At 71.9% G+C, this 25,887-nt stretch carries 24 protein-coding genes; 13 read left to right on the forward strand and 11 right to left on the reverse strand.

Annotation, left to right across the window (positions count from 1 at the left end):
- Positions 1-93 precede the first annotated feature (93 nt).
- Genes LL648_RS29265 through LL648_RS29280 form a run of 4 tightly spaced genes read left to right on the forward strand, consistent with a single transcriptional unit; the run spans position 94 to position 2,539 of the window.
- Entirely contained in the window at positions 94-1,497 is a 1,404-nt protein-coding gene (locus LL648_RS29265) for an NAD(P)/FAD-dependent oxidoreductase (RefSeq protein WP_232665989.1), read from the forward strand.
- Between the two features lie 48 nt (positions 1,498-1,545).
- Positions 1,546-2,031: an SRPBCC family protein gene (locus tag LL648_RS29270; RefSeq protein ID WP_232665990.1), complete on the forward strand. Its 486-nt coding sequence runs from the start codon at positions 1,546-1,548 to the stop codon at positions 2,029-2,031.
- Positions 2,028-2,303 carry a DUF4235 domain-containing protein gene (locus tag LL648_RS29275; RefSeq protein ID WP_374112125.1) on the forward strand — a complete coding sequence of 92 codons (276 nt, stop codon included), beginning with the start codon at positions 2,028-2,030 and terminating at the stop codon, positions 2,301-2,303. The genes LL648_RS29270 and LL648_RS29275 overlap by 4 nt, the downstream gene beginning before the upstream one ends.
- Positions 2,304-2,350: 47 nt before the next feature.
- A complete protein-coding gene (locus tag LL648_RS29280; RefSeq protein WP_232665991.1) occupies positions 2,351-2,539 on the forward strand; it encodes a CsbD family protein in 189 nt (62 codons plus the stop codon).
- A gap of 107 nt (positions 2,540-2,646) precedes the next feature.
- On the opposite strand, the gene LL648_RS29285 is transcribed toward LL648_RS29280, so the two are convergent.
- From LL648_RS29285 to LL648_RS29295, 3 genes are all read right to left on the reverse strand, one after another.
- A complete protein-coding gene (locus tag LL648_RS29285; protein ID WP_232665992.1) occupies positions 2,647-3,150 on the reverse strand; it encodes an anthrone oxygenase family protein in 504 nt (167 codons plus the stop codon).
- Between the two features lie 46 nt (positions 3,151-3,196).
- The gene (locus tag LL648_RS29290) at positions 3,197-4,693 is read right to left on the reverse strand and encodes an MFS transporter (RefSeq protein WP_232665993.1); all 1,497 of its coding nucleotides are present in this window, start codon (positions 4,691-4,693) and stop codon (positions 3,197-3,199) included.
- A gap of 130 nt (positions 4,694-4,823) precedes the next feature.
- Positions 4,824-5,780: an AraC family transcriptional regulator gene (locus LL648_RS29295; RefSeq protein ID WP_232665994.1), complete on the reverse strand. Its 957-nt coding sequence runs from the start codon at positions 5,778-5,780 to the stop codon at positions 4,824-4,826.
- Between the two features lie 1,289 nt (positions 5,781-7,069).
- Here LL648_RS29295 and LL648_RS29300 point away from each other — a divergent pair.
- On the forward strand, positions 7,070-10,360 hold the full coding sequence (locus LL648_RS29300; protein WP_232665995.1) for an AfsR/SARP family transcriptional regulator: 3,291 nt from the start codon (positions 7,070-7,072) through the stop codon (positions 10,358-10,360).
- Here LL648_RS29300 and LL648_RS29305 read toward each other — a convergent pair.
- The 4 genes from LL648_RS29305 to LL648_RS29320 all read right to left on the reverse strand — a co-directional run bounded on the left by LL648_RS29305 (position 10,300) and on the right by LL648_RS29320 (position 13,245).
- The gene (locus LL648_RS29305) at positions 10,300-11,034 is read right to left on the reverse strand and encodes a polysaccharide deacetylase family protein (RefSeq protein WP_308190414.1); all 735 of its coding nucleotides are present in this window, start codon (positions 11,032-11,034) and stop codon (positions 10,300-10,302) included. The two genes, LL648_RS29300 and LL648_RS29305, sit on opposite strands and share 61 nt — an antisense overlap.
- Before the next feature lie 11 nt (positions 11,035-11,045).
- On the reverse strand, positions 11,046-11,780 hold the full coding sequence (locus LL648_RS29310; RefSeq protein ID WP_232665996.1) for a dihydrofolate reductase family protein: 735 nt from the start codon (positions 11,778-11,780) through the stop codon (positions 11,046-11,048).
- Complete coding sequence (gene folP / locus LL648_RS29315; protein ID WP_232666045.1) at positions 11,780-12,589, reverse strand: dihydropteroate synthase; 810 nt, start codon at positions 12,587-12,589, stop codon at positions 11,780-11,782. Before folP ends, LL648_RS29310 begins: the two co-directional genes overlap by 1 nt.
- 107 nt (positions 12,590-12,696) lie before the next feature.
- Positions 12,697-13,245 (reverse strand): TetR/AcrR family transcriptional regulator, encoded by a 549-nt coding sequence (locus LL648_RS29320; protein ID WP_308190415.1) that lies wholly within the window; start codon positions 13,243-13,245, stop codon positions 12,697-12,699.
- An 81-nt stretch (positions 13,246-13,326) separates the two neighbouring features.
- Here LL648_RS29320 and LL648_RS29325 point away from each other — a divergent pair, with 81 nt between their 5' ends.
- Both LL648_RS29325 and LL648_RS29330 read left to right on the forward strand, forming a co-directional pair.
- Positions 13,327-13,788: a nuclear transport factor 2 family protein gene (locus tag LL648_RS29325; protein WP_308190416.1), complete on the forward strand. Its 462-nt coding sequence runs from the start codon at positions 13,327-13,329 to the stop codon at positions 13,786-13,788.
- A 440-nt stretch (positions 13,789-14,228) separates the two neighbouring features.
- Positions 14,229-15,812: an AbgT family transporter gene (locus tag LL648_RS29330; protein ID WP_232665997.1), complete on the forward strand. Its 1,584-nt coding sequence runs from the start codon at positions 14,229-14,231 to the stop codon at positions 15,810-15,812.
- Positions 15,813-15,818: 6 nt separating this feature from the next.
- Here LL648_RS29330 and LL648_RS29335 read toward each other — a convergent pair whose 3' ends face one another.
- Positions 15,819-17,207 carry an acyltransferase family protein gene (locus LL648_RS29335; protein ID WP_232665998.1) on the reverse strand — a complete coding sequence of 463 codons (1,389 nt, stop codon included), beginning with the start codon at positions 17,205-17,207 and terminating at the stop codon, positions 15,819-15,821.
- Positions 17,208-17,422: 215 nt separating this feature from the next.
- On the opposite strand from LL648_RS29335, the gene LL648_RS45445 reads away from it, so the two are divergent.
- Both LL648_RS45445 and LL648_RS29345 read left to right on the forward strand, forming a co-directional pair.
- On the forward strand, positions 17,423-18,304 hold the full coding sequence (locus tag LL648_RS45445) for a helix-turn-helix domain-containing protein (protein WP_232665999.1): 882 nt from the start codon (positions 17,423-17,425) through the stop codon (positions 18,302-18,304).
- A 77-nt stretch (positions 18,305-18,381) separates the two neighbouring features.
- Positions 18,382-19,641, forward strand: a complete 1,260-nt coding sequence (locus tag LL648_RS29345; protein ID WP_232666000.1) for a ferritin-like domain-containing protein — start codon at positions 18,382-18,384, stop codon at positions 19,639-19,641.
- 77 nt (positions 19,642-19,718) lie between these two features.
- On the opposite strand, the gene LL648_RS29350 is transcribed toward LL648_RS29345, so the two are convergent.
- Entirely contained in the window at positions 19,719-20,363 is a 645-nt protein-coding gene (locus LL648_RS29350; protein WP_232666001.1) for a globin domain-containing protein, read from the reverse strand.
- A gap of 483 nt (positions 20,364-20,846) precedes the next feature.
- Here LL648_RS29350 and LL648_RS29355 point away from each other — a divergent pair, with 483 nt between their 5' ends.
- A complete protein-coding gene (locus LL648_RS29355) occupies positions 20,847-21,707 on the forward strand; it encodes an SAM-dependent methyltransferase (RefSeq protein ID WP_232666002.1) in 861 nt (286 codons plus the stop codon).
- A 76-nt stretch (positions 21,708-21,783) separates the two neighbouring features.
- Here LL648_RS29355 and LL648_RS29360 read toward each other — a convergent pair whose 3' ends face one another.
- Positions 21,784-22,263 carry a DoxX family protein gene (locus LL648_RS29360; protein ID WP_232666003.1) on the reverse strand — a complete coding sequence of 160 codons (480 nt, stop codon included), beginning with the start codon at positions 22,261-22,263 and terminating at the stop codon, positions 21,784-21,786.
- Positions 22,264-22,417: 154 nt separating this feature from the next.
- On the opposite strand from LL648_RS29360, the gene LL648_RS29365 reads away from it, so the two are divergent.
- Positions 22,418-23,089 (forward strand): pyridoxamine 5'-phosphate oxidase family protein, encoded by a 672-nt coding sequence (locus LL648_RS29365; protein ID WP_232666004.1) that lies wholly within the window; start codon positions 22,418-22,420, stop codon positions 23,087-23,089.
- Positions 23,090-23,105: 16 nt separating this feature from the next.
- Here the strand turns inward: LL648_RS29365 and LL648_RS29370 are convergent, their stop codons facing one another.
- Entirely contained in the window at positions 23,106-24,218 is a 1,113-nt protein-coding gene (locus tag LL648_RS29370) for a MalY/PatB family protein (protein ID WP_232666005.1), read from the reverse strand.
- Positions 24,219-24,261: 43 nt separating this feature from the next.
- Here LL648_RS29370 and LL648_RS29375 point away from each other — a divergent pair, with 43 nt between their 5' ends.
- Both LL648_RS29375 and LL648_RS29380 read left to right on the forward strand, forming a co-directional pair.
- Positions 24,262-24,636, forward strand: a complete 375-nt coding sequence (locus tag LL648_RS29375) for a nuclear transport factor 2 family protein (RefSeq protein WP_232666006.1) — start codon at positions 24,262-24,264, stop codon at positions 24,634-24,636.
- Positions 24,636-25,865, forward strand: coding sequence for a glycosyltransferase (locus LL648_RS29380; protein WP_232666007.1), 1,230 nt, complete (start codon positions 24,636-24,638; stop codon positions 25,863-25,865). The genes LL648_RS29375 and LL648_RS29380 overlap by 1 nt, the downstream gene beginning before the upstream one ends.
- Positions 25,866-25,887: the final 22 nt, after the last annotated feature.

The raw sequence follows: 25,887 nt of genomic DNA on the forward strand, positions 1-25,887 counted from the left end.
GCCGGTAGCGGTCCCGCTACCGGGCGTCATGGTTCCAGAGTTTCTGGTAACTGACCAGACCATTGGTAGGCGTACTTACCGAAGGGGTGACGGGTGCAGCGCAGCTACCGCAGGACGGACGAGGGCGGCCTCAGCAACGGCGGCGTGTCGTTCTGGTACGAGCAGATCGGCCGGCCGGAGCGGGCCCCGGCGCTGCCCGGCGACCGCACCGCCGACGTGTGCATCGTCGGTGCCGGGCTCACCGGGCTGTGGACCGCCTACTATCTCGCCCGCGAGCAACCCGACCTGCGGATCGTGGTGCTGGAGAAGGAGTTCGCCGGCTTCGGCGCCTCCGGGCGCAACGGCGGCTGGCTGTCCGCGGAGATCGCCGGCAACCTCGACCGCTACGCCGCGAGCGGCGGGCGCGACGGCGTCCGGATGCTGCTGCGGGCGATGGAACGGGCCGTCGACGACGTGATCGACGTCTGCGCCGCCGAAGGGATCGACGCGGACATCGTGAAGGACGGTGTGCTGCACGTCGCCCGCTCCGAGCCGCAGCTCGCGCGGATGGAATCGGCGCTCGCCGCGAACGCCGCGTGGGGCATCGGCGACGAGCGCCGGCTCACCCGGGCCGAGGTGCACGAGCGGGTGCGCGTCGAGGGCGCGATGGGCGGGATCTTCAACCCGCACTGCGCGCGCGTGCAGCCCGCGAAGCTGGTGCGGGGCGTCGCCGACGCCGTGCGCAGGCTCGGGGTGATCATCCACGAGGGCACCGAGGTGACGGCGATCGCGCCCGGCCGGGCCGTGACGAGGCACGGCACCGTCCGCGCCGACCAGGTGCTGCGCTGCCTGGAGGGCTACACCGCAGGGCTGCCGGGCTCCCGCCGGGAGTGGCTGCCGATGAACTCGTCGATGATCGTCACCGAACCGCTCCCCCACCACGTGCACGACGAGATCGGGTGGACCGGCGCCGAGCTGCTCGGCGACCTCGCCAACGCCTACAGCTACGCGCAACGCACCGCGGACGGCCGGATCGCGATCGGCGGGCGCGGCATCCCGTACCGGTTCGGGTCGCGCACCGACGTCGACGGTGTGACGCAGCGCTGGACCGTCGACTCGCTCGCGGCGATCCTGCACAGCCAGTTCCCGGCGACGATGCAGGTCGGGCTCAGCCATGCGTGGTGCGGCGTGCTGGGCGTGCCGCGCGACTGGTGCGCCAGCGTCTCCCTCGACACCGCGACCGGCCTCGGCTGGGCCGGCGGGTACGTCGGCAGCGGCCTGACCACCACCAACCTCGCCGGCCGCACCCTCGCCGACCTGGTGCTCCGCCGCGACACCGAGCTGGTCGCACTGCCGTGGACGAACCGGACGGTCCGCCGCTGGGAGCCCGAACCCGCCCGGTGGCTCGGCGTCCAGGCGATGTACCTGCTCTACCGGGCGGCCGACCGGCGCGAGGCGGCGGGCCTGCGCCGGCCGAGCCGCATCACGCGCTTCGCGAACCTGCTCACCGGTCGGTGAGCACGGGTGGTCCATGAATAGGGCTCGCAGGTTCGGGTAGCCGGATGCATGACCACCGACGTTGTCCAGAGCATCGACGTGACCGTGCCCGTGCGCACCGCCTACGACCAGTGGACGCAGTTCGAGTCGTTCCCCCGGTTCATGGAAGGCGTCGAACGGGTCGAGCAGGTCACACCGACCCGCACGCACTGGGTCACGAAGATCGCCGGCGTCGAGCGCGAGTTCGACGCGGAGATCAGCGAGCAGCACCCCGACGAGCGGGTCGCGTGGCACACCGACCGCGGGACGCACCAGTCGGGTGTGGTGACCTTCCACCGCATCGACGACGCCACCACGCGGGTGACGCTGCAGCTCTCGCACGACCCCGAGGGGTTCGTCGAGAAGGCGGGCGACGCGCTCGGCATCGTGCAGAGCCGGATCAAGGGCGATCTCGCCAACTTCAAGCAGTTCATCGAGAAGCGCGGTCACCAGGAGGCCGGCTGGCGGGGCGACGTCGATGCCGCCCCGCAGTCGGGCGACCGTCCGACGTCGTGAACGGGCTGGCGAAGGCCGCGTACACCCCGTTGGGGTTCGGCGTGAGCGTGCTCGGCGGGCTCGCGGCGAACCTGGTGTTCGGGCAGGTGTGGCGGCGGATCTCGAACGAGGAGACGGCCCCGAACGCGACCGACGAGGACTACAGCACGCGTGAGGTGCTGCTCGCCGCCGCGCTGCAGGGCGCGATCTTCGGGCTGGTCAAGACCGCCATCGACCGCGCCGGGATGCGTGGCTACCAGCGGCTGATCGGCGACCGCCCGCGCCGCGGGTGAGGAACGACGTTCCGGGGTACCCGGAGCGACACGGAAGGAGCAAGATCATGGGTCTCGACGACAAGATCGACAACAAGTCCGAGGAGCTGAAGGGCAAGGTCAAGGAGGGCGCCGGCAAGGCGACCGACGACCCCGGCCTCGAGGCGGAGGGCAAGGGCGACCAGACCGCGGCCAACGTCAAGCAGGCCGGGGAGAAGATCAAGGACGCCGCGAAGAACGCCTTCGACAAGAAGTAACGACCAGCGCAGACACCCCGGGCCACCACGCCCGGGGTGTGCCTGGAAAGCCACTTTCCCAGCACGAGGCGCCGGGAAAGTGGCTTTCCAGGCGCCGTTTCAGGGCGTCACGGCGTTGGAGTTGTGCGCCCCTCCAGCACCAGCGACCAGGCGAGCAGGACGAACGCGGCCGTGTTCAGCACGACGCGCACGAGGTTGAAGGCGCGCCAGCGCGCCTCGCCGAACGCCTCGCGGATCGCGGCCAGCTCGGTCGGGTTGTCCGGGAGGCCGGCGGCCTTGATCGCGTCGTTGAGCGGCACGTTGACCGCGATCGTGATGCCGACGGTGATCGCGTAGAGCACCAGCGCCGCGATCACCCACGGCAGCGCGGGCCGGCCCAGCTGCGTCAGCAGGGCGCAGATGGTGAGGATCAGCGCCGCGAAGAAGCCGCCGCCGATGAACCAGGGGTTGATGATCGCGCGGTCGATGTTCTGGAACGCGCTGACGAAGGTGCGGTCGTCGGTGCGCTCCAAACCCGGCATGATCGTGTGCGCGTAGAGGGCGAACACGCCCGCGACCATTCCCGTCGTGACCGTGGCCAGCAGCAAGGCCAGCGTGCGCAACGTATCCATCGAGGATCTCTCCCGTTCGTGCGGTTCTGTGGGTGGAGCGGGGGTGTCAGCGGCGGCCGCGCATCAGCCACGCGGTTGCGACCGTCCCGATGACGGCGAGCGCGATGGCGAGCAGCAGCCCGGCGCGCAGGCCTGCGGTCTGCGCGGAGTTGTAGAGGTCGACGACGCCGGCCGGGTCGGCGCTGATCGCCTGCGCGCCGACCAGATCCCCACCGGCGACCCTGCGCAGCAGCGGATCGGCGGCGCCGGCGCCGAGCCCCGAAGGCGGTGTCGATGCCAGGGCCGATGCCAGGGCGGCGGCCTGGATCGCGGCGCCGAGCACCACGATGCCCAGCGCGTTGCCCAGCTGCCGCGCGGTGTTCGCGACCCCGGCGGCCATCCCGCTGCGCTCCGGCGGCACCGCGCCGACGGCGGCGAGCGCGAGGGCCGGGTTGGCCAGGCCCGTCCCGATGCCGACCAGCGCCATCCCCGGCATCAGCAGGGGCCACGGCGTCGCGGCGGTGATCGGCAGCAGCGCGGCCATGCCGAGAGCGCAGAACACCAGGCCCCCGACGAGCCGGGCGCGCAACGAGAACCGGGTGCCGATGCGGGCCCCGAGCAGCGCCACGGCCAGCGCCAGACCGGTGAACGGGAGGAACCACAGGCCCAGCACCAGCGCCGACGCCCCGATCACGACCTGGAAGTACGGCCCGATCACCACCATCATCGACAGCGCGGTCAGTGCGAGCGTCAGCCCGGCGACCATGCCACCCGTGAACGTCCTGTTGCCGAGCACCGCGACGTCCACCATCGGTCGCGCGCTGCGGCGCTGGCTCACGGCGAACCCGGCGAGCAGCACCGCGGCGACGGCCAGGCCGATCAGCACCCGCGGAGCGCCCCAGTCGCCGGCCCCGGCCCAGTTGACGGCGAGGATCAGCGCGGCGATGCCGCCGGCCAGCGTGACCGTGCCGACGACGTCGACGCGGGCCGCCCCGCTGCCCGTCGCGCGCGGCAGCCCGACCGATCCCGACACGGCCGCGACGAGGCACACCACCAGCAGCGCCCAGAACGCCGGCCGCCAGTACCCGAACTCCAGCGAGATCCCGCCGACCAGCGGCCCGACCGACAGACCGGCCCCGAGGGCGGCACCCCAGATCGCCGACGCGCCCGCGCGGCGCGGCGCCGGCAGCGCTGTCGCGATCAGCGTCAGCGAGCTCGCCATCAGCCCCGCCCCGGCGAGCCCCTGCCCGATCCGGCCCGCGACGAGCAGCTCGGGGCCCGGCGCGAGCGCGCAGGCACCGGAGAACACGGCGAAGACGACGTTCGCCCAGACCCACACGCGGGCGGGGCCGAACCGGTCGGCCAGCACCCCACCGACGATCAGCAACGCGCCGAGGCCCAACGCGAACCCGCTGACCAGCAGCTGCAGATCGGCCATGCCGACCCGCAGGTCGGCGCTGATCGCCGGCAGCGCGGGGATCGGCATCGGGAACGCCGCGAAGACCACCAACGGCGCGAACGCGACCGCCGCGGCGACCGCCCTTTCCTGCCGCTGCGCCGCCATCAGACCTCCGTCGGACCTCATGCCGAGCCTCGAGTCGAACCTCGAGCCGGCCACCGCGAGCGCCGTCGCGCAGATCTTGCACGATCCCAGCACGATGAGCCGACGGACGCACCGGAAGGCCGAACCTCGGTCACGGGCCGGCCGACCGCTTCACCGCACCCGGCGACACCCCGATGACCCGCTTGAACGCGCGCGCGAACGCCGCCTCCGATCGGTAGCCGAGGCGCCCCGCGAGCTCGTTCACGGTGGCACCCGATCCCTCCAGCACGTCGAGCGCCAGGTACATGCGCCACCGCGTGACGTAGTGCATCGGCGGTTCGCCGACCAGCGCGCTGAACCGCGCCGCGAACGCCGAACGCGACATCGCGACCTCCTGCGCGAGCGCGGCCAGCGTCCACGGCCGGGCCGGGTCGCGATGCACCAACGAGATCGCGCGTCCGATGTACTCGTCGCGCAGCGCGCCGAGCCAGCCGCGGTTCGCCCCGGCATCGGCCCGGATCCACGTTCGGATCGCCTGGATGACGAGGATGTCGGCGAGCCGGGTGATCACCGCTTCCCCACCGGGCCGCAGCTCCTTCGCCTCGGCGGCCATCAGGCTGAGCGTCGCCGGCACCCACCCGGTGTCGTACGGACCTTCCGGCTGCACGTGGATCACATCGGGCAACGACGCGACGAGGTGGCGAGCCGCCGGCGCGTCGAACCGGACCGCCCCGCAGACGAACGTGGTCGGCGCCCCGCCCCCGCCGTAGCGCAGCACGTCGTAGCGCGGGGTGATGATCTCCTTGGGCAGGTCGGCGACCGACGGCGCCGGCACGCCGAGCGCGCTGCGCAACGAGTGGCCCGAACCGTGGTTGACCAGCACCAGGTCGCCGCGTTGCAGGTAGCGCGCCTCGTTGCCGGGCACCTCGAGCCACGCCACCCCGGAGGTCACCAGGTGGAACCAGAGGTGACCCACCATCGCCGGCACCGTGAACCCCCACGGGGCGGTGAGGTCGGAATGGCAATAGAAAGCGCCGTTCATCCGCAGCTGGTGGAGCGCTTCGCCGAGGGAATCACGCGGCGTCCAGGGCTCCAGCGCCGTTGTCATCCGGCCTCCCCCGCAATGCGCTGCGGCCACCCTCGACGGCCGTTGTGCGGCTGTCCATGGCCGCAAATCCTGGATTCTTGCCCGAACGTCCCGAGCGCCCTGAAGGTCATGGCGGTCGACGCCCGGCCCGGCGGCGAGCCCGACCGGATCCGCGCCGGCGCGCCGGCCCGATCACCCGCTGCCATCCCGATCCCGGTACTCGTCCCGACCGGCCGCACATCGCCGGCCGCATCCCCCGATCGATTCACGGGCGACACAATACGGCTCTGCGGAAGCATCGCGGGACACCGTTGCGAAGTGCACCGAAAAAGACGCGCATGCGCTCTTCCCAAAGCACTCGCCGGCTCGCCTTCTGCAATCGGTTGCAGGTTGTGAGCACGTTCCGTGACGACTTCATGCATAAGGTCTGCAGAATTACCGAATGGCCTTCGAGGTGGCCGGACGGGGTGCATCCGGAAGACCCACCGGCACCGAAGGGCACTTGCGCACACGGTGGCCAGTTCCGCCCAAGGGGTGCACCTTTCCGGCACGGTCCCACCGATTCCCGGTGGTTCGGGCGCGCGGCCGCAGGCGACCCACGACCTGCCGTCGGCGTGCTGACCGGCATTCTCATAGGCAACCACGAAGACGTCCGTGAGCAGCGCACCCTCTCGACCGCCTCGGGCCGGCAGAGGGCGCGCCGACCCGGCCGGACCGCCGGCCGGACCGCGTCCGACGGACCGCGGCGGAATACCGGATCGGTGATTCACCCCACCATCGCCAAACCGCGGGATCGACGTCTCGGTAATGCAGATCCCGCCGGCCGGCGGCGGCCGCGACGCATATCCGTCGGCGATGTTCGATTCACCCCGGGATGCGGAGCCGGTCGGCCGCCCGAATCGGGCGGCGGCGGTCCGGTCCTCCCGAACAGGGGGGTCCTGATCAGATCGGCATCGGAGGGGCATCGATCCGTTCGGCGACCCGACACGGCGCGCCCGACCGAACGGAACCGTCGCCCGGCGCACAGCTATCTGAATTCGCCAGAACCCCGGCACCGGTCCGTCGGGTCTCGTGCGCAGCCGGACATCACCCTTCCATTCCCTGGTCCACCGGTGACGATCAGCGAACTGATCATTGATTGCATTTGCGCCGCCCGATCCCGAGCGGCGCCGCGTTCGTTCCCGGACCCAGCATGCGCGCGTCCCCTGGATTTGTCCTATACGCCCCCTGACACCCACCACGCTGGCCGCAGGAAGAGAAGGACAGTAAGGTCAGGCGTTCCGACTCGACATCGCTGAGCGGGGGCGACGATGGAGTTCCGGATCCTGGGTCCGGTCGAGGTCTATGGGAAGAACGGGCAGGCGCAGCTCGGTGGCGGCAAGGCGGGCGCGCTGCTTGCCGCACTCGTCCTCCAGGCCAACCGGACCGTCTCCCACGAGCACCTGATCTCGGCCGTTTGGGGCGACAACCCGCCCGACACGGCGACGGCCGCTCTGCACACCTACGTGTTCCGCCTGCGCCGCGCGCTCGGCGCCGTCGACGCGGAGGGTGCCGAGCGGATCCTGACGCGCAAGAACGGCTACCTGCTCAGCGCCCAGGCCGGCGAGATCGACCTCGAGCTCTTCCATGCGTCGGTCGAGAAGGGCCGCTCCGCAGTCGCCGCCGGCCGTCTCGACGAGGCCATCGAGCGCTTCGTCCACGCGACCGGCCTGTGGCGCGGCCCCGCGCTCAGCTCCGGCACGGACACCGCGGCGCTCGACGAGGCCTACCTCGCCGCTGTCGAGGAGCTCATCGAGCTGCGGCTCGCCATGGGCGCGACCGCGGAGCTCGTCCCCGAGCTGAACTCCCTGATCGCCGCGCACCCGCTACGCGAGCGCCTGCGCGAGCAGCTGATGCTCGTGCTCTACCGCAGCGGCCGGCAGGCCGAAGCCCTGGCCGTCTACCAGCGCATCTACCGACAGCTCATCGACGAGCTCGGCATCACCCCCGGCCCGGCGCTGCAGGAGCTCCACCAGCGCATCCTCGCCGCCGACCCGGCGTTGCGCAGCCCCATCGCCGCGGTGGTGAGCACGCACGTGCCGCGCCAGCTGCCGTCGGACGTCACGCACTTCACCGGGCGCGCCGGGGAGCTCGCCATGCTCGACGCGCTGCTCGACGGCACGGCAAACGCGACCAGCGGTGGTAGCCCCAGCAGCGCCGGCTGCATGTCGGACGGCGCGCCCGTGATCGCGTCGATCGAAGGTGGGGCCGGGGTCGGCAAGACCGCGCTCGCGCTGCACTGGGCGCACCAGGTCGCCGGCGACATGCCCGACGGCCAGCTCTACATCAACCTGCGCGGGCACTCGCAGAGCGACCCGATGGGCCCGGCCGACGCGCTCGGCAGGCTCCTGCGCGCGCTCGGGGTGCCGCAGAAGCAGGTGCCGCAGGAGACCGACGAACAGGCTGCGATGTACCGGTCGCTGATGGCGGGGCGGCGGATGCTCGTCGTGCTGGACAACGCCGCCGCCTCCGACCAGGTCCGGCCGCTGCTGCCGGGCACGTCGACCTGCGCCGTGATCGTCACCAGCCGCTTCGACCTGCGCGGGCTGACCGCGCTCGACGGCGCGAGGCGGGTCCGGCTGGACGTCCTGCCCGCCAACGAGGCCGACGAGCTGCTGCGACGCACGATCGGGGAGCAGCGCGCCAGGGAGTCGGCCGCCGACGTCACCGCGCTCGCCCGGCTCTGCGCACGCCTCCCGCTCGCGCTGCGGATCGCGGCCGCGCACCTCGTCAGCAACCCGCGACACCGGCTCGCCGACTTCGTCGACCAGCTCGTGCGCGGCGACCTGCTCGCCAACCTCAGGGTGCACGACGACCAGCAGGCCTCCGTCCGCGCCGCGTTCGACCTCTCCTACCGCGCCCTCGACGCCGCGCAGGCGCGGCTCTTCCGGGGCATCGGCCTCTCGCCGACCCCGGACGTCACGGCCGAGACCGCCGCCGCGCTCTGCGCCGTCCCGGTGGCGGAGGCGGCCGAGCTGCTGGAGCGGCTGGCCGCGGCACACCTCGTCGAGAGCCGGCGCCACGGCCGGTACGGCTGCCACGACCTGCTCCGGCTCTACGCGGCCGAGCGCGCGGGGCAGGAGTACGACTCGCCCGACCGTGCGGCGGCACTGCACCGGCTGCAGGCCTTCTTCATCCAGGCCACCGGGAACGCCATGCGGGTCCTGCAACCGGCCATCTCCGATGAGCCCGCGACGACGACGTCCGACCCCGCGGTCCCCGTTCCGCGGTTCCCTGATCTCGGGTCGGCGCTCGGCTGGCTCGACGCCGAGCGCGCGGGCATCTCGGCGATGGTGTGGCACGCGGGCAAGCACGGGTTGCGGCCGGTGGTGTGGCGGCTCGGTCGAGCCCTGCGCTCCTACCTCTACCTGGGCATGAACGTCACCACCGGGTCGAAGGGCGCGGCGTACGTGCCCAGCGAGCGGAACGACGTCGCCTCCCGCATCGACCGGCTCCACCACCACGCCAACCTGCGCTTCCGCGCGGGCGACCACGCCGCCGCGCTCGATGCCGAGTGGAACGCGCTCGCGCTCGTGGCCCAGGACGGCGGGCATCGCTGCGAAGCGGAGATCGCCACCGTCTACGGGCTGGCCTGCTGGCTCCTCGGCCGCCCGGAGGAGGCCATCGACTCGCTGGTCAACGCCCTCGAGCTGCACCGGCGGCGCGGGAACGACCTCGGCCAGGCCAACGCGCACCTCGGGCTCGGCATCCTCTACGACGACGTCGCCGCGTGGGACGAGGCGCTGCAGCACTGCGCGGCCGCGCTCGACGTCTCCAAGAAGATCGAGAGCCCGTTCGGGGAGGCACTCGCGCTGCATTGCACCGCGATGGTCTACGGCAACCTGGGCCGCTACGGCGAGGCGCTCGATCTGCACGCCGAGGTGTACCAGCGCTACCGGCACCTCGACGAAGGACACTACGAGTCGGCGGTCCTGTTCAGCTCGGCCGTCGTGCACCGCGACGCCGGGGACTACGAACTGGCGCTCGCGGATGCCGATCGGTCGCTGCAGCTCGCGCGCAGCGCGGGCGATCGGCGGGCCGAGGCGGACATCCTGAACGCGCTCGGCTCGATCGCGCAGCTCACCGGGCGTCCCGCCGATGCCGTCGGTCACCACCGGGAGGCGAAGAACCTCGCGGCGCGGATCTCGTTCCGCCGCGCGGAGATCGAGGCCCTGATCGGGCTGGCCGCCGCGCTGGCCGGCGCGGGCCGTCCCGACGAGGCGATCGCGGCCGGCACGACGGCCCTCGACGGCGCGCAGGCCAGGGGCTTCCGGCAGTGGGAGGGCCACGCGCTCGTCGCGATCGCCGAGGTGCACATCGCGGCCGGGCGGTTCGACCGCGCCATCGAACGCGCCGGGCAGGCGCTAGCGCTGCACCGCGAGATCCGCCACCGGCTCGGTGAGGCGCGGGCGCTGCGCGCGCTCGGCGAGGCCGTCGCGGCCTGCGGCGACGCCGCATCGGCCCTGCGCCACCGGCAGGCGGCGCAAAACATCCTCGACGCTCAGCCTGGCGATGCGGCCGGGGCAGTAGCGAGTAGCTGCGACACTGTGACGAAGGTGTAGCCGCAGGCCCGCAGCTCGTCGACGATCGGCCCGATCGCCGCCCGGGCCTGCTCCCGTCCCCGGTACATGCCGTGCAGCAGGACGATCGAGCCCGGCCGCACCCGGTCGACCACATGACGGGTGATGTCGGCGGCGGATGCGTCGGCGGCGAGCCCGTCGAGCGGCTCGACGTCCCACGTGACCGTCCGCCGTCCGTGCTGTTGCAGGTAGTTCGGCAGCGCGAGCAGCTTCTTGCCGTTCGGCGGGCGGAAGGTGATCTCCCCTGCGTACCCGGCGGCCCTGATCTGCTCGTCGGTCCGCTCGACCTCCTGCGCGACGAACGCCGGCGACACGAACATCATCCGCGTGTGCGTGAACGTGTGGTTGCCGACCTCGTGCCCGGCGGCGACGATCGCGCGGGCCAGCTCTGGGTGCTGCTGCATCGCCTCGCCGATCAGGTAGAACGTGCCGAGCACGCCCTTCGCCGCCAGCGTATCGAGCATCGGCTGCGTCCCCGCCGGGTCCGGCCCGTCGTCGAACGTGAGCGCGACGACGCGGGCGTCGGTCTCGACGCGGGGCGTGAGCTCGCCGAAGAACTGGAACGTCGGGGAGCTCGCCAGGCGCAGCACACCCCAACCCGCCGCCGGGACCAGCACGACGAGCGCACCGACCACCACTAGAATCCGTCGCAGCACCGGGATCTCCGTCAACGCCGCACGAGGTAGCGCGCCAGCAGGGTGTCCTGCGCCGCGACGAGGGACGCCAGCTCCAGCCGGGCCGGCTCGATCGGGACGCCCGCCGCGATCCGCCCGGCCACCCCGGAGACGAGCATCGGGGAGACGGTGAGACGCAGCTCGTCGACGACGCCGGCCGCGAGCATCGCACCGAACAGGTGCGCGCCGCCCTCCGAGTCGACGCGGCGCAGGCCCCGCTCGGCCAACGCGTCGACGGCGGCCACGAGGTCGACCGTGCGCTCGCCGACGACCAGCACCGTCGCTCCGGCGTCGCGCCAGCCGTCCCGCGCGTGCACGGGCGCCGATTCCGTCGTCAGCACGATGGTCGGCACCTCGGCCTGCGTGATCACCGGTGCGTCGAGCGGCAGCGAACCGGTCGTCACCACCGCCGTCGGCGGCACCGGCGCGAGCCCGTGGCGCCGCCGCCGCTGCGCCGTCGCCTCGTCGGGGTGCGCGCCGACGAACTCCTCGACCATCGCGGTGGTCGCGCCGACTATCAGCACGTCGGCGAGATCGCTGCCCAGCCGCAGTACGCGTTGGTCGGGCTCGTTGGAGAGGGCCACGGCGCGGCCGCCGAGCTCCAGGGCACCGTCGGCGCTGGAGACGAAGTTGACCGTGACCCACCGGCGGTCGGGGTAGGTGTAGAGGCGCTCCAGCGCGTCGTCGTCGAGCTCTTGGGCCTCGTGCGGCGGCCAGATCTGCCGCATCAGGCGACCCACTCCGACGCGCGCAGCGGCGGCCGGCCGTGGAAGACGCTGGCGACGATCTCCAGCGCGTGCCGGGTCGGCTCCACCTCGTGCGCGCGGAACACCTGCGCGCCGGCCTGCGCCGCGATCGTCGTGGCGGCGAGCGTGCCGGCCAGGCGGCCCTCCAGCCCGACGTCGAGGGTCTCCCCGACGAACGTCTTGTTCGACATGGCCATCAGCACCGGCCACCCGGTGTCGACGAAGTCCTTGACGTGCGCCAGCAGCGTCAGGTGGTCGGCGGTGTTCTTCCCGAACCCGGTCGCGTCGATCATGATGCCCTCGCGCGGCACCCCGCGCCGCTCGGCAAGCTCGGCGAGGGCCAAGACGTGGTCGAACACCGCGCGGACGACGTCGGGGTAGTCGGGCCGGAAGGGCTCAGCCCGCGGTTCCCGCCCGCCGGTGTGGGTGCAGACGTACCCGGCGCCGAACTCCGCGGCGACGTCGATCAGCTTCGGGTCGGCCGCCGCCCAGGCGTCGTTGAGCAGGTCGGCACCGGCCCGGCAGGCCGCGGCGCCCACCTCGTGCCGCCAGGTGTCGATGCTGATGATGATGTCCGGGTACTGGTCGCGGATCCACTCGACGGTCGGGACGACCCGCCGGATCTCCTCCTCGGCGTCGACGTCCGCACCGGGGCTCGCGGCGACCCCACCGATGTCGATCATGTCGGCACCCTCGGCCACGGCCTTGTGGATCGCGGCCCTGGCCGGCTCGTCGGCGAACGTCGAGCCGCGGTCGTAGAACGAGTCGGGGGTGCGGTTCACGATCGCCATGACCAGCGCCCTGTCGCGCTCCGGCCGGCGACCACGGATCACCAACCCGCCTGCTGCGCCCACACCCGCACCACCTTCCGGCGCGACCGTCGCACCCGTGGACGATCCTATTCAGGACGAACGAGCAGGGCAGCCGCCACCGTGCGTGCCTGCGTCGCAGCAGCCGGGTCGCCCAGCACGGCGGAGGTGACGATCGCGCCCTCCACGAGCAGCAGCAGGTGGTCGGCCAGCTCCGGCCCGCGACCGGCGGCCGCGACGAGCCCGCCGAGGTAGTCGCGCAGCGCGACCTTGTGCGCGCGCACCTCCGACACGACGCTCGGCGAGACCGCGCCGAGCTCGCCGAAGGAGTTGATGAACGCGCACCCGCGGTACCCGGGCTCGCTGAACCACGTGTGCAGCCAGTCGAAGACGGCCAGCACCTGCTCTTCCGATGAGTCCCGCTGCGCGACGAACTCGGCGAGGCGGCGGCGCCACCGCTCGTCGCGACGGTGCAGGAACTCCCGCACCAGCGCGTCCTTGCCGGGGAACAGCTGGTAGAGCCGTTTCAGCGAGACCCCGGCCGCGGCCCGGACCTCGTCGACACCCACGCTCTGGATGCCGCGGCCGTAGAACAGGTCCTCGGCGGCGTCGAGCACCTGTGTGCGGGCATCCGGCACGATCACTCCTCTTGGCATGAGAACCAGCGTTCTCTACGGTAGCCGAGAACGCTCGTTCTCACCGTTCCAGAGGAGCCTGCCGTGCGCCCACCGCTGCCGCCGTTCACCCGGGAGACCGCCGTCCAGAAGGTCCGGATGGCCGAGGACGCGTGGAACACGCGCGACCCGGAGAAGGTCTCGCTGGCCTACACACCCGACTCCCGCTGGCGCAACCGCTCCGAGTTCGTGAACGGCCGCGAGGAGATCGTCGCGTTCCTGACGCGCAAGTGGGAGCGCGAGCTGGACTACCGGTTGATCAAGGAGGTGTGGGCGTGGGAGGACAACCGCATCGCGGTGCGGTTCGCCTACGAGTGCCACGACGCCGAGGGCAACTGGTACCGCAGCTTCGGCAACGAGAACTGGGAGTTCGACGAGAACGGGCTCATGGCCGTGCGGCACGCGTCGATCAACGACGTGCCGATCACCGAGGCCGAGCGCGCCTACCACTGGCCCAGCGGCCGACGCCCCGACGACCACCCGGGGTTGAGCGACCTGGGGTTCTAGGCGGGCCACGGCGCTGCCCCGACAGGGAGGATGCGTGCGAACCGCACGCGTTGCCAGGAAAGCCACTTTCCTGTCCTGTCGTGCCAGGAAAGCCACTTTCCTGGCAACACCCGACCACCCGCGCGCGCGACGAGCACCCCGCGGCCCGCCTGGGCCGTGGTGGCCGCCGCCCTGTGTGCGTTGCGCACGCGAGGGCAGGAAAGCCACTTTCCGGCCCTCACAGGGCAGGAAAGTGGCTTTCCTGCCCTCCCCAACCCCCCGGGGGGTGAGCCCCGTTTCCTGGCACCACCGGACCACCCCCTGAGGTGCGCGGGGAGGGCAGCTGCCTGTGCATGCGGGACGCGCGCGCATCCCTCCCGGCGGAGCCGAGCCCCCGAAGTGGATTTGCGGGCGGCGGGGGCGCGGGGTAGACGTATCCGATCACCGATCGGGGGGCGTCCATGAGCCAGCAGGCCGAGAAGCAACCGTCCGGAAGCGCAACCGCCGAGCTTTCCAGGCCGCTGTCGGGCCTGCTGCGGGTGCTGACCGCCATCGAGCGGGTCGGCAACAAGCTGCCGCACCCGTTCTGGCTGTTCTGGATCCTCGCGGCCGTGCTGGTGCTGCTGAGCTGGCTGCTGGCGGCGTTGCAAGTCACTGCCGTGTCGCCGACGGACAACAAGGTCATCGCGGTGCGCAGCCTCGTGTCGATCGAGGGCGTCAAGTCGATGCTCACCGACGCGATCACGAACTACGTCACGTTCCCGCCACTCGGCACCATCGGCGTGGTACTGCTCGGTGTCGCGATCGCCGACAAGGCCGGGCTGATCACGGCGGCGCTGCGCGGCGGGCTGTCGAAGGTGCCGGCGCGGTGGGTGACATTCGCGCTGGCGTTCGCAGGCATGGTCTCGCACGTCATCACCGACGCGGCGTACGTCGTGCTGATCCCGCTGGGCGCGCTGATCTACCGGGCGATCGGGCGCAACCCGATCATGGGCATCGTCGTGGCGTTCGTGTCGGTCTCCGCGGGTTTCGACGCGAGCCCGCTGGTCACGCCGCTCGACGCCATCCTCTCCGGGCTGACGACGGTCGCCGCGCGGTTCATCGACCCCACCTACCTCGTCACGCCGCTGGGCAACTACTACTTCTCCCTCGGCTCCTCGGTGATCCTCGCCGTGGTGATCACGATCGTCGCCGAGACGGTGGTGGCCAAGCAGGTCGAGTCCGAGCCGCTCGACCCCGAGGACGACTTCGACGCCTCCAACGAGGCCGATCTCTCCGACGTGCACCTGCGCCCGGAGGAGCGGCGCGGGATGCGCAACGCGGGCATCGCGACGCTCGTGTTCTTCGCGGCGGTGGTCGTCGCGGCGATGCCGACCGCCTCGCCGTTGCGCGGCGAGAACGGCGCGATCCTGAACTCGCCGCTGCTGCTCAACATCGCTGTGGTCATCGCCCTCTACTTCGCCGTGGTGGGCGTCGTCTACGGCATCGCGGCCGGCACGGTCACCCGCACCCGCGACGTCCCCGACTTCATGAACGCCGGCATCCGCGACCTCGTGCCCGTGCTGGTGCTGTTCTTCGCGGTGTCGCAGTTCCTCGCGTACTTCAAGTGGACGCAGATCGGGCCGATCATCGCGATCCGCGGCGCGGGGCTGCTGCGCGACCTCGGGGTGAGCGGCCCGGTGCTGTTCGCCGGCCTGCTCGTGCTCGTCACGCTCATCAACCTGCTCATCACCAGCGGCAGCGCGCAGTGGACGCTCGTCGCGCCGATCTTCGTGCCGATGTTCATGTTGCTCGACATCCCGCCGGAGACGACGCAGGCGCTCTACCGGATCGCCGACTCGTGCACCAACGCCATCACGCCGATGAGCCCGTACTTCGCGATGACGCTGACGTTCGTCCAGCGCTACCGCAAGACCGCCGGGATCGGCACGCTCGCCGCGCTCACCGTCCCGCTGGCGTTGACGATGCTGGTGGTCTGGACGCTGTTCTTCTACGCGTGGTGGGCGCTGGGCATCCCGCTCGGCCCGGGGGCGCCGGTCCGGTAGGCAGCGCTACTCGACCCGACCCGCTGCCGCAAGGGGCCGCAGGTCGATCTGCGGGTGGCGGTGGATGCCGTGCTGCGCGGGGATGTCCACCACGACGGGCGGCTCCGGCTCCGCCCCGGCCGCGCGGGCGAAGCGGGTCGCGCAGGCCCGTGCGAGGCGGTGGCTCGGCCGCTCCACGAGCCGGTAGAACACCACCGTCACCAGCAGCGACAGCGGCACGGACAGCACGATCACCAGCTCGAGCGGCGGGCGGCCGCCCAGCACCAGCGCCACCGTCGTCACCACCGGCAGGTGCACCAGGTACAGGCTGAACGAGCGGACGCCGAGCCACTGCATCGGCCGTGACTCCAGCACCGTCCGGGCCGGCTCCCAGTGCCACGCCACGAAGACCACCATGCAGGCGCCGAGCGCCTGCAGCCCGCGGGAGATCGACACGATGTCGTCGGTGGCCGCCAGCTGCGCGCCGGTGGCGTGCACGACCCAGTACGCGCTGGTGAGCACGGCCGTCGCGGTGATCACCGCGGCCCAGAACCAGCCCCGGTTGCGGCTGGCGTTGATCCGCTGCGCGATGCGCGCAAGCTGCTGGTGGCCGCTGGCCATCAGCGTGCCCAGCAGGAAGAGCGAGAGCGCCGAGAGCGCGACGCTGCCGATCTCGTTCGCGATGGTGATGGCTAGCACCGCAACCGTCGCCTTCGCCCACAACCGGATCCCCGGCGCCCGCGCGACCAGCAGGAACAGCGGCAAGGTCAGCGAGAAGACGACCTCCCACTGCAGCGACCAGAGCACGTGGTTGGTCGTTCCCGGCGCGAACAGCAGCACGGCGTCGTGCAGGATGCCGCCGGTGCTTGGCTCGTGCGTGTTCGCCGCCATCCACCAGCTCGAACCCTCCGCCCACACCGGCGGGACGACGGTCGCGAGCGCCGCCGCGAAGGCGACCGCGACCCACACCGGCACGTACAGCCTGATGATCCGCGACGGGTAGTAGGACCAGACGCTGAACCGGCCGGGTGCGGCGGCCAGCGTCAGCACCATCCCGCTGAGCACGAAGAACACGAAGACGGCCTCGGTGCCGGCCCAGATCAGGTGGACCGGGGTGTAGGTGAGCCACCACAGCGCGGAACCGACCTCGGCCGCGCTCGGGTCGCCGTACGGCCCGGCGAACACCGGCTGCGAGAGCAGGATGTGGTGCAGCAGCACCACGCTGGCCGCAACGCCGCGCAGCCCGTCCAGCGATGCGAGCCGGCGCGGACCGGGCGACTGGCCCGCTCCGGACCACGATGTCGGCCTGCTGTGCCGGCCTCGCGTGCCGAGACGCCTGCGCAACGCAGCGTTGCGCAGAGCATTCTCGTAGCGGGCCGTGACCACGGCGTCACTGGATGGAGTGCGGGTCGCCACGTCGGTCCTTCGGGAAGATCGGAACGTGCTCGGTCGATCACTTACTGTGCCGACTGTTCCCCTCGGTAACAGAGCCGTGAGCCGAGTGGCGCATTTCGCTCTGTGAACAGACAAGTACGTCCGGTAAGGGGATTACCGATCTTGGTCAGGTGATCCTGTGCGGCGAACGGTCCGCTGACGGCATCGTTACAGGTCATGGGCCTACCGTGGGTGACGTGCCCGAGTTCGCCGCCCTCGCTTTCGACTCCAGCGCGTACAGCCGCCGCACGTTCTGCAGCTGGGCCGACGCCGGGTGGCGCTCCATGCTGGTGCAGGTCTACGACGACGACCCCGTCGTGGAGCACGTCGAGCTGCCACCCTCGGGCGATCAGCACCTCGTGCTCATGCTCGGCGGGCCCTCGACCATCGAGTCGGGCATCGACGGCCGCTGGCGGCACGCGACGTACGTCCGCGGCGACCTCGGCATGACCGCGCCGGGCCGCCCGACGCTCGTGCGCTGGCGCGCCACATCCGACGAGCCGATCTCGACGCTGCACGCCTACATCCCGCACGAGACGCTGCGCCGCATCGCCGACGAGCTGTGGCACGGCGCGTACCCGCAGGCCGACGCCCTGTCGATCACCGACGCGCTGCTGGAGCAGACGCTGCTGGGGCTGCTCGACGCCGCCCGCGCCGGCGCCCCCGACCTGTACGCCGAGACGGCCGCCGAGTACCTCGCCGCCCACGTGCTGCTGCGCCACGGCAACACCCCGGCACCCGCGCTGCCGGCCGGTTCGGACGAGCGGGCCGCGCGGGCGCTGCAGTTCATGCGCGACAACCTGCACCTGCCGCTGACGCTGGGCCAGATCGCGGCGGAGGCCGGGTTGAGCCCCTTCCACTTCCTGCGCGTGTTCAAGGCGGCGACCGGACACACCCCGCTGCGCCACCTCACCGAGCTGCGCATCGCCGCGGCGCGCCGCCACCTCGACCGTTCGCAGACCCCGATCAGCGACATCGCCTACCTGTGCGGCTTCGCGACGCCCGCGCACTTCACGGCAACGTTCACCCGGCACGTCGGCACGTCCCCCACCGCTTACCGCCGCCAACGCCGCAGCTGAGCCGAGGAGCATGCCCGTTCGTCCACGACGGTGCACGAACGGTCCGCGCACCCGCCCGCACCGACAGAATGGGCGGCATGGTCGAACCCACGATCGTGGTCCCGCACCGCGAGCACCTGTGGTGGATGTTGCTGGAAGCGGCGGAGCTGGAGCACATGATCATGTGCCAGTACCTGTTCGCCGAGTTCTCGATGAAGGAGAGCACCGACGAGAGCCTCACCCCCGAGCAGGCAGATGCGGTCGACCGCTGGCGGGCGACGATCCGCGGCATCGCCGTCGAGGAGATGCTGCACCTCGCGCTCGTCTCGAACCTCCTGGGCGCGATCGGCGGCGCCCCGACCTTCAACCGGCCCAACTTCCCGCAGCTCTCCGGCTACTTCCCGGCCCGGCTGCAGCTCGACCTCGCGCCGTTCGGCGAGCGCGCCCTGCGCCACTTCCTCTACCTCGAACGACCCGAAGGCATGGAGCACATGCACGCGGAGGGCTTCGAACCGACCGCTCCCCCGCGCGAGCCGGTGGCGGCCGACGAGATCATGCCCCGCGGCCAGGAGTACGGGACGGTCGGACGGCTCTACCGCGGCATCGCGAACGGGCTGCGTGACCTCGTCGCCGTGCTCGGTGAGGACGGCGTGTTCATCGGGCTCCCGGAGGCGCAGGCCACTCCGGAGCGGTTCCACTGGCCGGAGATGATCGCCGTCACCGACCTCAAGTCGGGGCTCGCTGCCGTCGAGCAGATCATCGAACAGGGTGAGGGCGCGCGCGGCGACTGGCACGACGCGCACTACGGGCGCTTCCTGGCGATGTGGGAGGAGTTCCACGAGCTGCGCCGGCAGGACCCCACGTTCGAGCCCGCGCGGCCCGTCGTCCCTGCGTTCACCCACCAGCCGTTCGACGTCGACGTGCCGCAGACCGTCATCACCGATCCGATGACCGAGCGGACGGCCGAGGTCACGGCGTTGTCGTACGAGGTCGTGCTGCACCTGCTGCTGCGCTACTTCACCCACACCGACGAGGACGAGGACCAGCTAGCGACGCTGGTCAACGGCGCGATCGAGCTCATGGTCGCGGTGCTGCGGCCGCTCGGCGTCGCGCTCACGACCCTGCCGGTCGGCCCGTCGCACCCGGGCAGCACGGCCGGGTTCGCGTTCGAGATGTTCTACGTGATGACCAACGCCGTGCCCGCGCGCCGGACGGCGTGGACGCTGCTGCACGAGCGGGTCGCGCTGCTCGCGCAGAGCTGCGCAGTGCTGGCCGAGGAGCCGGGCGCGCCCGGCGCCGTCCGGGCGGCCGGGGTCAAGGCGCACGAGATCGCCGAGTCGCTGCGCACCCGGATCTGACCGAAGTTCCCCACCGTTTTGGGCACTTGCGCGCGTTTTCGGCGCGCATCCACCCAAAACGGTGGGGAAGTTCGTGGTCAGTGGCGGCTGTGGCCGCCGATGCGCCGCTTGGCGACGGTGCCGCCGTTCTCGCGCTGCTGGGGAACGGTGCTGCCGTCGTGGTTCGCGATCCCCCCGTGCGGCGGTGTGTTCACGCCCTCGCGCTGGTGGGGGAGGCCGATCGGGCGGCCGGTGGGGGTGAGGCCGGCCTCGACGGCGGCGGCGCCGGCCATCATGTGCGCGGCGATCCACTGCACCACCGCGATCCACGCAGAGCTGAGCGACCCGGAGTACCTCGAGCCCGCGACGTCACGGACGGCCCTGGTCAGCGCGTGCCCGACGTAACCGTAGTGCTCGGGCTCCACCCGGTAGTGCCGACGGTGGCTCGCGCCGAGCCTGCGCAGCGTCGCCTCCAACCGCGCGGTGTCCGGCTCCTGCAGCGCGGCGATGCCGGCGAGGAGGGTGTCGGCCATCTTCTGCATCTGCCCCGACATGTCCTCGGGGAACATCGCGCGCAGCTGCGGCGCCATCTCGAACAGGTGCGCGTAGAACACCTCCGCGAGGACCGCCGGTCTCGCGGCGACCGCCATGCACGAATCGCGGACGGCAGAGATCGTCGCCGGGGACGGCCGCTGCACCTCGTCGACGGAAGGCATCGGCTCGCCGAACTGCGGATGGGTCATCGTTCGCACGCACCGTGGGTGTCACGGCCGGAACGGGGCAGAGGGGAGCTGTCACTCGTTGCAGCACTGTTATTCATGGCGCTGACACTTTGTCACTCACAGGGCTGAACGGGAAGACCGCCCGACGTAGCGAGGTGACCTCTCACCGGATCCGCTTTAGGCGCTCGACGAGGGACGTTCACCATCCGGCGCACGAACCGCACCGCCGCGCAGGCTCGCCGTGGACGCCGGGGACCGCTACCCTTCCGATCCACTGAACGGGACACCCAGCGCTGGGTCTCAAGGAGGATCCTGAACGACTGGGGCCGTAGCGAGCGGCGTCCAGGTGGTGTCCTCGCAAGGCGCGCGGATACGGCGATACCGCTGTTGTATCGACGTGTCCGCGCAACGCCGCGAGGGCGCCGCCTGGACGCCGCACAGTAGGCCCCAGTCGTTCAGGGCGCTCCTAAGCCGGCAACAACGACGTCAGCATGTGGAGGCAGAGTGGTCGCCGGTCGTCAGGACAAGGGCATCGGTGCGATCTCGATCGACCGACCGACGTCGGCGAGGGCGTACGGCTGGATGCTCGGCGGCAAGGACAACTACGAGGTCGACCGCCGCTTCATGCAGACCCAACTGAAGCGCTTCCCGGGCGCGCTCGACTCCATCCGGCAGAACCGGCTGTTCCTGTACCGGGCGGTGCGCTACCTGACCCATGAGGTCGGCATCCGCCAGTTCATCGACATGGGCTGCGGGCTGCCGACGGACAACAACGTGCACCAGGTGGCGGAGCGGTTCGCCGACGACGTGAGCGTCGTCTACGTCGACATCGACCCGATCGTGCTCGCGCACGGCCGCGCGATGCTGACCAACAGCCCGCGCACGGCCGTCATCACCGCGGACATCCGCGACCAGGCCTCGGTCATCGCGCACGAGGACGTCGGGCGGTTGATCGACTTCGACGAGCCGGTGGCCGTGCTCTTCCTCGCCGTCGGGCACCACCTGATGAACTCCGACGAGCCGCGCAAGGTCATGCGCGCCGTCGTCGACCGGGCGGGCCCCGGCAGCTACCTCGCGTTCAGCCAGATCGTCTGCGAGGACCCGGCGCGCGGGGTGCAGCTGACCGACAGCATCCGGGCCGCCGGGATCCCGTGGCAGACCCGCACCCCCGCGGAGGTCGACGAGATGCTCTCCGACTTCGCCCCCGTCGAGCCGGGGCTGGTCAACGTCGTCGACTGGCGCCCGCTGCCCGACCAGCCGCCGCTGCCGCCCGTCCCCGCGGAGATCGCGCACTACGAGGGCGCCTCGAACATCGACCGCACCAGCTACGAGTACGGCGGCGTGCTCGCCGCACCCCCACGCTGACGAACTTCCCCACCGTTTTGCCAACCTGCAGACCCGCAGGGGCGTGCAAGTAGGCAAAACGGTGGGGAACTTCGGGTCAGGCCGGCTGCAGGGCCGCCGTGCGGGTGGCGGGGCGCAGGGCCCAGACCACCGCGACCGTCGCCGCGACGAACACGACCTGCAGGATCGTGCGCGGCACCAGCGCGTCGAACGGGTCGGACGCCACGCCGATGCCGTTGAGCAGCGCGTAGACGTTCGCGGGGAACATCACCACGAGCAGCGCGGTGAGGCAAGCCGCCGCCGCGCGAGCCGTCCGCGGCACCAGCAGCCCGACGGCGCCGGCCAGCTCGAGCACGCCCGTCACCGTGACGAGCAGCTCGGGCGCGGGCAGCACCGGCGGGACCATCGCGATCAGCTCGGCGCGCATGCCGATGAAGTGCGCGCCGCCGGTGAGCAGGAACATCGCGGCGAGACCGCCGCGCAGCGCGGTCGACCAGCTCCGGAGCGGACGGACGCCGAGTGCGCCCAGCCCGAGCAGCACCGCCGTCACGACCACGAGTGCAACGAGAGGCGCCATGGGAGCACCAACCTTCCAAATCTTTACAGTGACAAGTTGACACGGCCAAGATGCCTCATATGTGCGAACTTGTCAATGTCTAGATTGAATGGCCTCTGCCAATGCGCGTTGATTGGCCCTTCCGGGTAGCCACTTCCCCACTGATCCTGGACGGGTGACACTCTCCAGCACGGCTCGGTCCACCACGGCCCTCTCCAGCACGGCCCGCAGCACGGTCACCCGCCTGCGCGAGCGGGCCAGCTCCGACCGCGCCGACCTGTACGCCGTGCTCGACGCCGGGCTCGTCTGCCACCTCGGCCTCGTCCGCGACGGTGCGCCGGTCGTGCTGCCGACCGGGTACGGGCGCATCGACGACACCGTCTACGTGCACGGCTCGACCGGCGCCGGCTACCTGCGGCTCGCCGATGGCGCACCGGTCTGCCTGACCGTCACGCACCTCGACGGGATCGTCTACGCGCGCTCGGTCTTCCACCACTCGATGAACTACCGCAGCGCCGTCGTGCACGGCACCGCACGCCGGGTCACCGACGCCGACGAGCGCTGGGACGCGCTGCACGCGATCGTCGAGCAGCTCTCCCCCGGCTCGTGGGAGCACGCCCGCGAGCCCGATCCCAAGGAGATGGCCGCCACCGCCGTGTTCGCGCTCGACCTGGCCGAGGCGAGCGTCAAGGTCCGCACCGGCCCGCCCAGCGACGACGACGAGGACCTCGCCGCAGGTGGCCGCTGGGCCGGGGTACTGCCCGTGCACACGACGTTCGGCGCGCCGCTGCCCTGCCCGGAGCTCCCCGAGGGCGCCGCCACTCCCCCGCACGTCGCGGAGCGCTGACCCAGGAAGAGCCTGCTCAGCCGACCGCTTTGGCCATCCGCACGACGGCCTCGGTGATCAGTTCCTCCGAGGTGCCGATGTTCAGGCGCGCGTGCCCCCGCCCCGGCGTCCCGAACGCGGGCCCGGCCACGAGCGCAACCCGACCGCGTTCGAGGAACACCTCGGCCGGGTCGTCGCCGAGGCCCAGCTCGCGGCAGTCCAGCCAGGCCAGGTAGCCGGCGTCGGGCCGGTCGAACCGCACGCCCGGGAGGTGCTCGGCGAGCAGCGCCGACAGCGTGGCGCCGTTCGTGTCGAGCGCCGCCACCAGCTCGTCGAGCCACGCGTCGCCGTGCTCGAAGGCCGCCTGCGACGCGATCACGCCGAGCAGTCCCGTCCGGTAGCGCAGCTCGACGGGCAGCTGTTCGAGCAGGGCCGCCTGCTCGGCGCTGCCCGCGACGGCGATGGCGCACTTCAGGCCCGGGATGTTGAACGCCTTCGACGCCGAGGCGAACACGACCGAGCGGGTGTCGCCGAGCCGCGCGAACGGCGTGTGCTGGCGCCCCGGCAGGGTGAGCGGCGCGTGGATCTCGTCGGACAGCACCAGCACGCCGTACCGCTCGGCGAGCTCCGCGACCGCGGCCAGCACGTCGTGGGACGGCACGGCGCCGGTCGGGTTGTGCGGGTTGCACAGCAGGAACGCCGCGGCGCCACCGACGAAGGCGCGCTCCAGGCCGTCGAGGTCGAGCCCGCCGTCCACCAACGGCACCTCCACGACGGTCCGGCCGGCCTCGGCGACCCCGCCGAAGAACGGCGGGTAGATCGGCGGCGTGATCACCACGCCGGCACCGGGCTCGGTGAGGATCCGCAGCACCTCGACCACCGCGGTCATCACGTCCGGCGCGAGCACCATCCGCTCGGTGTCGGGCGTCCAGCCGAGCCGCCGCTGCGCGAACGCCGCGAACGCCTCGAACAGCCCGCCCTCGTCCGAGTACCCGGCGTCGCCGAGGTGGACGGCCTGGAGCAGGGCCTCGGTGATCGGCGGCGCCAGCTCGACGTCCATCTCCGCGATGAACGCCGGCAGGACGTCCGACGGGTGCTGGGTCCATTTCCGGCTGCGGCGGCGACGGAGCGTCGACAGGTCGGCGAACATCACCCGATCGTGTCAGATGTCGACGGCCTGGTGAGATGGGTTCGTGGTCACACCTGCAGCGGCGTTCCGGGCCGCCATCGAGCGCAAGGACATCGACGCGGCCGTCGCACTCTTCAGCGACGACGTGGTGTTCAACTCGCCGATCGTGCACAAGCAGTACGTCGGGCGCGACGCGCTGCGGATGATCCTCACCGGGGTCACGCAGGTCTTCACCGACTTCGCCTACCGCGCCGAGTACGGCGGCCCCGAGGGCCACGTGCTCGAGTTCGCGTGCCGCGTCGGCGAGCGCGACCTGCAGGGCGTCGACATCCTCCGGGGTGGGAGCGACGGCGAGCCGCTGACCGAGCTGACCGTCCTCGTCCGGCCCTACTCCGCGGCGACCGAGCTGCGCGCGCGCATGGCCGCGCTGCTGGCCTGATGCGCATCCTGGTCGTCGCTTTCGGCTCGCGCGGCGACGTCGCGCCGTTCACCGGTCTCGGCGCGCGGCTGCGCGAGGCGGGGCACGTGGTGACCGTCGCGGCGCACCCGTCGTTCCTGCCTCTGGTGACGGCCGCCGACCTGCGGTTCCACGCCCTGCCCGGCGACCTCGGCGTGCTGCTCGACCTGCCGCCCAGCTCGTCGCCGAGGTTCCTGGCCGGTCGGATCGCCGCGATGACGGAGCTGCTGCGGCAAGCCGGCCAGGCCACCCTCGCCGCTGCGGCGGACGCCGACATGATCCTGCTCAACAGCTCGGCGCCGTTCGCCTACGACATCGCCGAAGGGTTCGGGCTGCCCAGCGCCGGCATCTACTCGCAGCCGATGACGCCGACCGGCGACTTCCCGCCGATCGTCCTGCATTCCGCGCGTTCGCTCGGCCGGGTCGGCAACCGGCTGCTCGGCCAGCTCGCCATGCGGACGCTCGTCCCGTTCAACCGGGTGGCCGCGGAGCTGCGGGCCCAGCTGGGGCTGCCGCGCCGCTCCGCAAGCGCGACGATCGCGGTGCAGGACGCCGCGCGCTGGCCCGTCCTGCACGGGTTCAGCGAAGCGGTGCTGCCCCGGCCGGCCGACTGGCGCCCCGGCCTCGACGTGGTCGGGTACTGGTGGCCGCACCAGGATCCGGCCTGGGAGCCGCCGGGCGAGCTGGTGGACTTCCTCGCCGCCGGCGCACCGCCGGTGGTGATCGGCTTCGGCAGCATGGCGGGCGGGCACGGCGCGCGCCTGGGGCCGCTGGTCGCGGAGGCGCTGCGGACGGCGGGGCTGCGCGGGATCGTGCAGGCCGGCTGGGCCGGGCTCGACGCCGGTCGCGACGCCGACGTGCTCTCGATCGGCGACGTGCCGCACCAGTGGCTGTTCCCGCAGGTCGCAGCGGTCGTCCACCATGCCGGCGCCGGGACGACGGCAGCTGCTCTCCGGGCCGCCGTGCCGAGCGTGCCGGTACCGGTGTTCGCCGACCAGCCGCTCTGGGCCCGCCGGCTCGTTGCGCTCGGCTGCGCGCCGACCGTCCTGCCGTTCCAGAAACTCACCTCGCAGGCGCTCGCCGAGGCGCTCACGGCCGCGGTGCGCAACCCGCGGCACCGAGCCGCGGCCCAGTCGGTCGCCGCGAGGCTGGCCGAGGAGGACGGCGCGGCAGCGGTCGTCCGCGCAGTCACCACCGCTGCCGTGAGTTGACCGTCGACAACGACGTTTTGGT

The sequence above is a fragment of the Pseudonocardia sp. TRM90224 genome (assembly GCF_021245725.1).
Classification (GTDB): Bacteria; Actinomycetota; Actinomycetes; order Mycobacteriales; family Pseudonocardiaceae; genus Pseudonocardia.